Origin of the sequence: Pseudomonas syringae group sp. 243L2, assembly GCF_032587875.1 — a bacterium.
GTDB lineage: Bacteria > Pseudomonadota > Gammaproteobacteria > Pseudomonadales > Pseudomonadaceae > Aquipseudomonas > Aquipseudomonas amygdali.
In genome coordinates this window covers 1-10,198 of the sequence record NZ_JAWHPL010000034.1, presented here as the reverse complement: position 1 = coordinate 10,198, position 10,198 = coordinate 1, and the positions used below count along the sequence as shown (strand labels likewise).

The window sequence follows — 10,198 nt, the reverse complement described above, 5'->3', positions numbered from 1 at the left end:
TCCGTTTGAGGGTCAACGACGGGGAACGGCCTGCGCCGGGTGTCAGCGCCAGGGTGGACCCGATCGGCTGCGACTGCGGGGTTGTAGACCCATGGCAATCATTGACGCTGGGTTTTTGGCCCTGAGCGCCCGGGATAATAACCATGATTTTTGGCAGTGAGGCAAACAAAAAGTTACAAACCCCCAAAGTGTCCGTCAAACGGCACTGCTGCGCGAACCAGACATCTGTTTAAAACCCAGCGTGCGGTTAAGACTTTTCCCGCCTCCGGGTGCAATACTCAACGCTTGAGTCAGACGAATCCTGCTTTTATGACCCTTACTTACCGACGACTGACCCCGACCGATGCAGTGGCTTATCGCGCGTTGATGCTTGAGGCATATGATCGCCACCCAGACGCCTTTACCTCTGATGTGAAAGAACGTGAAACGCTGCCTGGCGAATGGTGGGAAAACAGGCTGGATAACAGCAATGCGTCGACCGAAGCAGTGTTTGCCGCCGTCGAAGACAACAAACTGCTGGGCGTAGCCGGGTTGTCCGTTGAAACCCGAAATAAGGCCCGGCACAAGTCAACCTTGTTCGGGATGTACGTGCCTCAGGCTCACAGAAACAGAGGCATTGGCTACCAATTGATGTGCAGCGTGCTCGAGCATGCCAGATCCCGTCCTGAGCTTCTGGTCGTACAGCTCACCGTCACGCAGGGTAATGCCGCAGCACAGGGGCTTTATGAGCGCGTGGGCTTTGTGACCTTTGGCGTTGAACCGCTTGCAGTTGCCGTAGGCAGCCGGTTCGTCTCCAAGGTGCATATGTGGAAGGATTTACGGGAGTAAGTTATCCCCTAGCCATTATCTGCGCTCAGCATCCGAGCGCCTCGGCTGCGTCGGTCAGAGAGTCGACAATAACGTCCCAATCCTGTTCGGCAGTAAGGTCAGACGTCTGGCCTGGCCCGTGCTCGGACGGGCGTCGGACGAATACCGTCTTGAAGCCATTCGCACGGGCAGCCGCGAGGTCGGAGTTATGCGCAGCCACCATCGCGACTGCTTGCGGGGCCAGGCCCACGGCGTCTGCCGATTTCAGGTAGGTCTGCGGCATTGGTTTGTAAGAACCCGCTATTTGCGCGCCGACAATCACGTCCCACGGCAAGCCAGCGAACTTTGCCAGGTTGAGCATGCCGGCAATATGCCCGTTGGAAAGCGTGCCAATCGAGAACCTGCGCTTGAGCCGCGTGAGGCCGGCGACGGAATCGGGCCATGGATCAAGCCGTTCCCACGCCTTGTTGAGCTCGATCAGTTCGTTATCCGGAATGCTGCCGAAGTCTACCTCGTGCCGTGCCAGCACGGTTTCCAGACTCTCCCGGTTGAGCACGTCAAGTGTCACGAAAGGACGCTCACCCGAGCGAACGCGCTGCATGGAAGGCTGGTAGAGCCCGCGCCATTGATCGGCAAAATCGAGGGGGTCGACGTTCACGCCATGACGCAGCAGAAAGGGCGCCGCGGCGCGTGCCACACCACCTCGCCAATCCACAACAGTGCCGAATACGTCGAACCCGAGAAAACCCACCTGTGCAAATCTGGCCATATTATCGCTCCGGTAATGTGTATCGTCGCTTATAGTTCTACACAAGCAGTCGCTCGGAGGACAGTCGTTTCCGGGCAGACATTGCCCTCGTTGAAGAGGTAATGAGTGATATCGAAACCGGTCGGCGACTGGCCAATCAACGATGGATGGAGAATTCATGAACTACGTGAAGCTTGGAAACACAGGGCTGGATATTTCCAGACTGTGCCTTGGGTGCATGACCTTCGGCGAACCTGATGCCGGAACGCATCCCTGGACACTGGACGAAGAAGCAAGCAGACCGATCATCAAGCACGCCGTCGAGCAAGGCATCAACTTTTTTGACACCGCCAACAGCTACTCGGCAGGCACCTCGGAAACCATCGTCGGAAAGTTGCTGAAAGAGTTCACGCGCCGCGACGAAACCGTGATCGCCACCAAGGTGTTCTTCCCGGCAAACATGTGGGAAGGCTCGACAAGGCCCAACGAGAAAGGGCTCTCGCGCAAAGCCATCATGTCCAGTATCGATGCGAGCCTGACGCGGCTCGGCACTGATTATGTCGACCTGTACCAGATTCACCGCTGGGACTATGACACGCCCATCGAGGAAACCATGGAAGCCCTGCACGATGTGGTCAAGGCAGGCAAGGCCAGGTACATCGGCGCGTCATCCATGTATGCATGGCAGTTCGCCAAGGCCCAGCAGGTCGCGGTCGCGCACGGGTGGAGCAAGTTTGTGTCCATGCAGAACTACCTGAACCTGGTGTATCGCGAAGAAGAGCGCGAGATGATCCCGCTGTGCATTGATCAGGGTGTCGGCCTGATGCCCTGGAGCCCGATGGCGCGTGGCAGGCTGACCCGGCCCCATGGGCAGCAGACCGAGCGGACCAGGACCGACGTCTCCGGTCAGTCGTTCTACCAGGCGACGGAAAAGGAAGACGGCCGGGTGATCGATGTTGTGGAACAGGTCGCAGCAGAACGAGGTGTGCCGATGGCGCAGGTCGCACTGGCCTGGGTATTGGCCAAACGAGGGGTTTCGGCACCGATTGTCGGCGCGTCCAAAGCGTCCCAACTGGACGATGCCATCGCCGCACTGGAGCTGGTGCTCAGCGACGAAGAGATCCAACGCCTTGAGGCACCTTATGTACCGCATCTGGTGACCGGATTCGTCTGATCCGCACAGCAGAAACCCGATGCCGGCGAACGTTACAGCGTCGCCGGTAACCTGATGGACCGCAGTCATCCGATAGAACGGTGACCAGCAACGCTTAGATTACGAAGACAACATCACAGCACTCGTAACCGTCACACATTTCTGAAATAACACCTGTCTATCTCGCCGCACGCAAATATCTATTTGGCGACCGACCGGCTGCACGGTATTGTCTGACTATTCGCAATGAATGGCCGTTTGCCAGCGCTTGATTCGACTTTATCCACTTCCCCCGTTCGAGTTCCTTCCATGAAAAATCCGGTTTCTCTGGCTACCCGCATCGGCTTGGGGTTTGCCGCGGTCGTTTCACTGCTCATATTGATCACCGCTGTCGGCATTCAGCGGGTTGGCTTCATCGACAGCACCCTGGAAGACGTTGGAGACAATGCCGCAAAGGTGCAACGCTATGCGATCAACTTTCGTGGTAGCGTGCATAACCGGGCGATCGCCCTGCGCGATGCGGTGCTGGTCAACAATGATCAGGACCTCGCGCTCCATCTGGAAGAGATGACCCGCCTGGAAAAGGACTACATCGATTCGGCTGCACCGATGGATCAACTGTTCTCCAGGCCGACCGTAAGTGCCGAAGAGCGGCAACTGCTGCGTGGCATCAAGGAAATCGAACAGCAGACGCTGGGCTCTACCAAAAGCGTCATTGCCTTGCGCCGTACCGGTGACATCGCCGGTGCCCAGGCCCTTTTGCTGAGCCAGACATCGGGCGACTACAGCGAATGGCTGAAGCGCATCAACGCGCTCATCGACCATGAGGAAGCCTCGATCAGGGTTCAGCTGGATAATGTGCAGGCGACCGCCAGCCAGTTCCGTGGCCTGATGCTGCTGGCAACGGCTTTCGCCGTGCTGCTGAGCATCGTGCTGTCGGTTTTCATCATTCGCTTTGTGAAAAAGACGCTTGGCGCGGAGCCTGTAGAGGTTGCGCAGGCCATTCGAAGATTGGCGGCCGGCGATCTGCAGCAAACCATCACCACCGCGCATCCCGACAGCGTCATGGGCGTATTGAAAACCGCGTTGACTCGTCTCTCGGAAACCATCACAGAGGTGAGGACGGCTGCCCAAGAGGTCAGCCAATCATCCACCGTGCTGTCGGCGGCTTCATCTGCCAACAATACCCAGATCATGGTGCAGACCCGTGAAGCCGAACAGGTGGCGACCGCTATCAGCCAGATGGCCGCCACTGTCAATGAAGTCTCGGGCTATGCAGCACAGGCAGCGGACGCTGCACGTTTGGCAGACAGCGAAGTGGCGACCGGTAACCGCCTTGTCGAAGGCACTACCACTGCCATCGAGCAACTGGCGGCCACGCTGACTGAAACAACAAATACTGTGGAGCAGGTGTCCAGGCACAGCGAGCAGATCGAAACGGTAATCGAGGTGATCAACTCGATTGCCTCGCAAACCAATCTGCTGGCGCTCAATGCGGCCATTGAAGCAGCCCGTGCGGGTGAGCACGGCAGAGGCTTTGCGGTCGTCGCCGATGAAGTTCGTTCCCTGGCGAATCGTACCCAGCAGTCGACCCAGGAAATTCAAAACATGATCAGCACGCTGCAAGGCGGTACTGAAACTGCGGCGCAGAACATGCGCGACAGCTGCGAACTGGTCAATCGCGCCGTTGACCAGACACGCAACGCACAAAGTGCTCTGTCCAGAATCAATCAGGAAGTGGGCGCGATCAATCACATGAATGCGCAAATCGCCAGCGCTGCGGTTCAGCAAAGCTCGGTGGCAGAAGACGTTGCCATGAACATCAACAGTATTCACGACTCGACACTCAAGTCCGCCAATGGATCGCAGCAGGTGGCAAGCGCCAGCGAAGAGCTGGCACAGCTTGCAGATCGCCTTACCCGCAAGGTCGCGTTTTTCAAAGCAGGCTGACGGTGTGAGCAGGTATTCGGCGATGGATGCTGCATCGCCGGATACCTCATTAGCGGCAAATCAGTCTGTGCAAATGACCGACCTGGAGCTACGTATCGCCAGCGCAACGGTGAACATGGACAGCGCGGCACATACCGCACCGATGACGATGGCGGCGGTAAAGCCGGCCCGACCGGACACCTCGCCGCCGATGAACGCCCCACCGCCAATCGACAGATTCACCACACAGACCAGTAACGCCTGAACACCCTCCACGCGGTCATTGGAGGCCTCGAAACACCAGATCTGCGTGGTGATGGGGATCATCCCGAAAGCGAACCCCCAGACCAGAATCACCGGCCAGAGCAGCCACGGGTTGCCGACAAACATCAGCAATGCGGTCAACGATCCCAGCATCAGCAGGGTCATGATCAGCACCGAGAACGGCGCGCTTCTGGCTGCCAGGGCTCCCCCGGCCAGATTTCCTGCCACCGCTGCCAGACCGAAGGCGAAGAGCAATGCTCCCAGGGCCTGCCCCTGGATATGCGCGAACTCCTGCACGAAGGGCGCGAGGTAGGTGTACGCCGCGAAGTGCCCGACGTAGATCAACAGTGCGGCGGCGAACATACGACGAATGCGTTGCTCGCCAGCCAGCGACAGCATCTGACTGATGCCGGCAGAGCGCTCGCCCGGTAACGCCGGTAAAAACGCTGCGATCAACAGCCCTACCGCAACCGTGACCACCGCCGCTGTTTCAAATGCCGCCCGCCAGCCGAAGGCTTCACCGATCAACGTGCCAGCCGGAATACCGGCAACAGTGCCGATCGAGACGCCCGCCAGCACATACGCGGTGGCCTTTACGCCCTCCTTGCCGGGCCTCAAGCGAGGCCCGAGCGAACCGGCAATCGTCCAGAAACCTCCCAGTGCGAAGCCAAGCAGGACCCGGCCGGCAAGCGTCAGCCAGAAGTGCGTCGACAGCGCCACGATCAGGTTGGACGCCAGCAATATCGACAGCAGCCCCAGCAGCAGGCGCTTGCGATCAACATGACTGAACAGAGCAATACAGGAAGGTGCTGAAATGGCCGCGAGGATGCCGGGGACAGCCATCATCAAGCCCGCTTGGCTGATGCTGGTTCCCAGGTCACGAGCAATATCGGGCAGCAGCCCGACAGGGAGAAATTCAGTAGTGACGGTAGCGAATGACCCAAGGGATACACTGCCTACAGCCCACCATGAAGCGGGTTTTATTACGAGGTTTCCAGCAGTTTCAAAACGACTCACAGCGGTTCCAGAATTCGGGGATGTCAGCAGCTGACCCGTCGGGCCAGCGCGTGGATGCGCCTAACCCTACCGTGTAAAGCCTTGACGAAGCCACCTTGCGAGAGAAATTCTGTGTCAACGACCCGCGATAATTTCTGCGGAAACTGGCTATCAGGCCGACGCTCTGCGTCGAGGTTTCGTCGGTGACGCAGAGCGTCACTAACGGCGTTCCCATGCAGAGCATGGGAACGCTCACACAGGCAGTCGTGACCTACTTGTTGCGGGTCACTCTCCAGACGGTGTTGGCCAGGTCGTCGGCGATGATGAGCGCGCCCTTCGGATCAACCGTCACACCTACCGGCCGCCCGCGAGTCTTGCCATCAGCACCACGGAAACCCGTTGCGAAGTCCACCGGTTCACCCGCAGGACGTCCATTGCTGAACGGCACAAAGATGACCTTGTAGCCAACCGGATTATCGCGGTTCCAGCTGCCGTGCTCGCCAACGAAGACGCCGTCAGCGAACTTGTCACCCATGGCCGGGATGGAGAAATCCACACCCAGAGCGGCAACGTGCGAACCCAGGCTGTAATCCGGCTTGATCGCCGCAGCGACCTTGGCCGGGTTCTGTGGCTGGGCACGCGTGTCTACGTTCTGGCCCCAATAGCTGTAAGGCCAGCCGTAGAACGCGCCCTCCTTCACCGAGGTCAGGTAATCCGGAACCAGATCAGGGCCCAACTCGTCACGCTCATTGACCACCGTCCACAACTGCCCGGTACCCGGCTGAATCGTCAACGCGGTCGGGTTACGCAGACCGGTCGCATAAGGCTTGTGGGCACCGGTTGCGGCGTCGATCTGCCAGACCATCGCGCGATCGATTTCGACTTCCATGCCACGCTCGGTCACGTTGCTGTTCGAGCCGATGCCAACGTACAGGGAGCGACCATCAGGGCTGACAGTCAGTGCCTTGGTCCAGTGGTGGTTGATTGCCGAAGGCAGATCGGTAACCTTGACCGGCTCACCGCTGGCCTTGGTCTGACCGTCCTGGTAATCGAAGCGAACCAGCGCGTCCTGATTGGCCACGTACAGCTTGCCATCGGCAAACGCCAAGCCATAAGGGGCATTGAGGTTTTCGGCAAAGACTGTCTTCAGCTCGTACTTGCCGTCACCGTCCGCGTCGCGCAGCAAGGTCAGACGATTGCCGCCTTTGACCTTGGTATTGCCCTGGGCTTTGATGACGCTGGCAATCACATCCTTGGGCTTGAGCTTGGCAGCACTGCCGCCGCGACCTTCGGCAATGAGGATGTCGCCGTTCGGCAACACGAGGGACTGGCGCGGAATGCTCAAGTCGGTGGCAATCGCAGTGATGCTGAACCCCTCGGGTACGGTCGGCTTTTGATCGCCCCATGCAACGGGCTCGGCAATCTTCATGCTCGGCAACAGGCCACGTTGCGGTTCCGGTAGTTTCGGGTCCGGCCCGCGTGCCTGGGTACTGTCCGCTTCGCCACCACAGGCGCTCAGCAGCAGCGCCATGCTCAATACTGTCAGTGCGTGAGAGTGCTTCATTCTGCACCTCCCGAACGCAGGCTGGTCAGCCCTGTCCATGTCGCAACACCGGCCAGTACGGTCACGATAACCGACAGGATCAAGCCAGACGGCATGACCGCCCAAGCGTCTTTCGCATGCTCGAAAGCATTGACCAGACCCAGCACCCAGGTGACCAGCAACAACAGAAAGTACACCACAGGACGACCGGCCTTGTGATCCGCACGCACTAGATTAACCAGCGCGAACAGCAACGCCAGCCCGCAGAACAGCAAGCCTCCGGCAATCAGCCAGGCGGCAAAGTTGCTCCACTGAATCTGAAAGGTCTGGTAGTAGGCGATGTCGCTCAGCAATCCGCCAAGAAACAGAGGAACGGTTCCTGCAAGCAGGGTCGCGTGTAGCGGGCCTGGCGTATATCGGTAGACGGGATGGGTGGTTACGGTCATGACGGCTCCTTTTCGTTCGGCGACCCTGGATCAATGCTCAGTGCGAATGCACTCGCCTGTCAGGGTCGCGCTGAATGCGCATAGAAAAGGATCATGCTGGCGAAGCGATAGTTCAGCACTTTTCATTTCGAAATATTTTGAAAACGCTACTGGCTTGCAGTGCGCTTGTTTCGCCGGCAACGCTCAGAGCAATAAAGCACCTCATCCCAGCAGCGCGCCCACTTCTTGCGCCAGGTAAACGGCAGCCCGCAGACCACACAGGTTTTGACCGGCAGTTCACTCTTTCTCAAAGTGCCTCTCCGGCATCGAGCCTGGCCAGCAATGCCTCGCCTCGCTCCCACAGCGCCTGCTGTTTGGGTTCAGCCATGCGATCAAGGTTCTTGTAAATAATGCCCATACGCTGGTTGCGCCGCAAAAGATCGCCATGGCGCATCAGAAAATGCCAGTAGAGCGCATTGAACGGGCAGGCATCGTCAGTCGTGCTTTCAGTGACCTTGTAAGCGCAGCCACGGCAGTAGTCAGACATGCGCTTGATGTACTGGCCGCTGGCGCAGTAGGGCTTGGAGCCTAGATAGCCGCCATCGGCGTGCATGACCATGCCCAGCGTATTGGGCAGCTCGACCCAGTCGAAAGCGTCCATGTAAATCGCCAGATACCACTCGCAGATCTGGCTCGGCACGATACCGGCAAGCAGCGCAAAGTTGCCGGTCACCATCAGGCGCTGAATATGATGGGCATAGGCATGCTTGAGGCTCTGGCCGATCGCCTGACTCATGCAGTTCATCTTCGTTTCGCCGGTCCAGTAAAACTCCGGCAGCGGCCTGCTGTTACCGAACAGGTTGCCATCGGCATACTCGGGCATTTTCAGCCAGTAAACGCCACGCACATATTCCCGCCAGCCGATCAATTGGCGAATGAAACCTTCGGCGGCATTCAGCGCCACCCTGCCCGACCAGTACGCGGACTCAACGTCACTGCAGATCTGGCGCAGATCCAGCAGGCCGATGTTCAGCGCAGCGCTGATCCGCGCGTGAAACATAAACGGCTCATCAGTGGCCATTGCGTCTTGATAATCGCCGAAACAGGCCAGCCCGAAGTCGAGAAAGTAGTCCCACAGCGCCTGAGCATCGACATGCGTCACCGGGTAATCGAAATCATCCAGCGAACCGTAATGACTGGCAAAACGTTCAGCTACCAGTGTCAGCACGTCGCGAGTGATCCCGTCTGCCGAGAAGCGCATCGGGTAAGGCGCAGCGACGCCCTTGGGCAGCGCCTTGCGGTTTTCCGCATCAAAATTCCAGGCACCGCCCACCGGTGTGCCATCGCCGTTCAACAGCAACCGGCTCTTGCGCCGCATCTCCCGGTAGAAGAACTCCATGCGCAACTGCTTTTTACCCTGCGCCCACGACGAAAACTCTTCGCGGGAACAGAGAAAGCGCGTATCGGCATACCATTGAATCGGCAACCCGCTGTCCTTGATCGACTGCTCCAGCCGCCAGTCACCGCACTCGGTGACGTGCAGCTCTTTGGCTTGCAGCAGGGCCTGCCAGCGCCGCAACTCACCCGGCACTGAGCCTGTGTTCTGCGGATCGTCGAGCGTGACGTACTGCACCCGAACGCCGCGCTCACGCAGCGCCTCGGCAAAATGACGCATGGCGCTGAAGATCAGCACGATTTTCTGCGGATGATGCGGCACATGGCTCGCCTCCTCCATCACCTCGACCAACAGGACCGTATCGCGCTCAAGGTTCAGGTCTTTCAGAGACGCGAGATCGAAGGAAAGCTGATCGCCGAGGACAAGGTGGAGACGAGGGGGTTGAGTCAATGGAGAGGCTCCGCATGGCGTCTGCAAGGATCTGAAAAGCTGTGGCGTCAGGCTGCAGCCAGCACATCAGGTCCAGCTATCCGATGCTCCGCAGCCATAAAACTTGTACCAATGTAATTTCATGTACAAGATTTTCATAGCGTTTTTCGATGAGTTACCTGTGATGGTTGTTGCAGGTCTTGACTGGTCCGCGCAAAGCCAATTGTCAGAGGTGAGAACACGTGCCAGCGCCATCGCTTTTAAAAGTGCATCAATCTTCTTGTGAATTGACCAGCGCCCCTGTTAGCCACCCCACATTATTAACTGCCGCATCAGGAGTGGCATCGTTGATGACATACCCCTGCAATTTCAAAGTGTAAGCCCGGCAAGAAATGTATAGACTCCTCGATCTCTATCTATACAGCACTCTCAACCGGCAAGAGGCGCTGACTCTATAACGGAGCAACAATGTTAAAGGATCTAACGGCGCTATTTGCGCCACAAAACC

9 protein-coding genes are annotated in these 10,198 nt (G+C 58.3%); 3 read left to right on the top strand and 6 right to left on the bottom strand.

All coding sequences use genetic code 11. The features are described from left to right. The first annotated feature begins 309 nt into the window (after positions 1-309). On the top strand, positions 310-828 hold the full coding sequence (locus RYB66_RS22465) for a GNAT family N-acetyltransferase (RefSeq protein ID WP_002552781.1): 519 nt from the start codon (positions 310-312) through the stop codon (positions 826-828). Between the two features lie 25 nt (positions 829-853). Here RYB66_RS22465 and RYB66_RS22460 read toward each other — a convergent pair whose 3' ends face one another. After that, positions 854-1,576 carry a haloacid dehalogenase type II gene (locus tag RYB66_RS22460; protein ID WP_005783134.1) on the bottom strand — a complete coding sequence of 241 codons (723 nt, stop codon included), beginning with the start codon at positions 1,574-1,576 and terminating at the stop codon, positions 854-856. A gap of 157 nt (positions 1,577-1,733) precedes the next feature. Here RYB66_RS22460 and RYB66_RS22455 point away from each other — a divergent pair, with 157 nt between their 5' ends. Both RYB66_RS22455 and RYB66_RS22450 read left to right on the top strand, forming a co-directional pair. Beyond that, complete coding sequence (locus tag RYB66_RS22455) at positions 1,734-2,729, top strand: aldo/keto reductase (protein WP_005783136.1); 996 nt, start codon at positions 1,734-1,736, stop codon at positions 2,727-2,729. 288 nt (positions 2,730-3,017) lie between these two features. After that, positions 3,018-4,658 (top strand): methyl-accepting chemotaxis protein, encoded by a 1,641-nt coding sequence (locus tag RYB66_RS22450; protein WP_005744289.1) that lies wholly within the window; start codon positions 3,018-3,020, stop codon positions 4,656-4,658. A 60-nt stretch (positions 4,659-4,718) separates the two neighbouring features. Here the strand turns inward: RYB66_RS22450 and RYB66_RS22445 are convergent, their stop codons facing one another. The 5 genes from RYB66_RS22445 to RYB66_RS22425 all read right to left on the bottom strand — a co-directional run bounded on the left by RYB66_RS22445 (position 4,719) and on the right by RYB66_RS22425 (position 9,711). Further along, positions 4,719-5,918 carry an MFS transporter gene (locus RYB66_RS22445; RefSeq protein ID WP_044299287.1) on the bottom strand — a complete coding sequence of 400 codons (1,200 nt, stop codon included), beginning with the start codon at positions 5,916-5,918 and terminating at the stop codon, positions 4,719-4,721. 250 nt (positions 5,919-6,168) lie between these two features. Further along, complete coding sequence (locus RYB66_RS22440; RefSeq protein WP_005744287.1) at positions 6,169-7,461, bottom strand: PQQ-dependent sugar dehydrogenase; 1,293 nt, start codon at positions 7,459-7,461, stop codon at positions 6,169-6,171. After that, on the bottom strand, positions 7,458-7,886 hold the full coding sequence (locus RYB66_RS22435; RefSeq protein WP_002552775.1) for a DUF2231 domain-containing protein: 429 nt from the start codon (positions 7,884-7,886) through the stop codon (positions 7,458-7,460). Before RYB66_RS22435 ends, RYB66_RS22440 begins: the two co-directional genes overlap by 4 nt. A 146-nt stretch (positions 7,887-8,032) precedes the next feature. Beyond that, positions 8,033-8,176, bottom strand: coding sequence for a DUF2256 domain-containing protein (locus tag RYB66_RS22430; RefSeq protein ID WP_005744285.1), 144 nt, complete (start codon positions 8,174-8,176; stop codon positions 8,033-8,035). After that, entirely contained in the window at positions 8,173-9,711 is a 1,539-nt protein-coding gene (locus RYB66_RS22425; protein ID WP_042916473.1) for a cryptochrome/photolyase family protein, read from the bottom strand. Before RYB66_RS22425 ends, RYB66_RS22430 begins: the two co-directional genes overlap by 4 nt. Between the last annotated feature and the right edge of the window lie 487 nt (positions 9,712-10,198).

Excerpts from the sequence above, each read along its gene's own strand:
- RYB66_RS22460 (WP_005783134.1), bottom strand. The coding sequence starts at position 1,576 with ATGGCCAGATTTGCACAGGTGGGTTTTCTCGGGTTCGACGTATTCGGC.
- RYB66_RS22450 (WP_005744289.1), top strand. The coding sequence starts at position 3,018 with ATGAAAAATCCGGTTTCTCTGGCTACCCGCATCGGCTTGGGGTTTGCC.
- RYB66_RS22440 (WP_005744287.1), bottom strand. The coding sequence starts at position 7,461 with ATGAAGCACTCTCACGCACTGACAGTATTGAGCATGGCGCTGCTGCTG.
- RYB66_RS22435 (WP_002552775.1), bottom strand. The coding sequence starts at position 7,886 with ATGACCGTAACCACCCATCCCGTCTACCGATATACGCCAGGCCCGCTA.
- RYB66_RS22465 (WP_002552781.1), top strand. The coding sequence starts at position 310 with ATGACCCTTACTTACCGACGACTGACCCCGACCGATGCAGTGGCTTAT.
- RYB66_RS22455 (WP_005783136.1), top strand. The coding sequence starts at position 1,734 with ATGAACTACGTGAAGCTTGGAAACACAGGGCTGGATATTTCCAGACTG.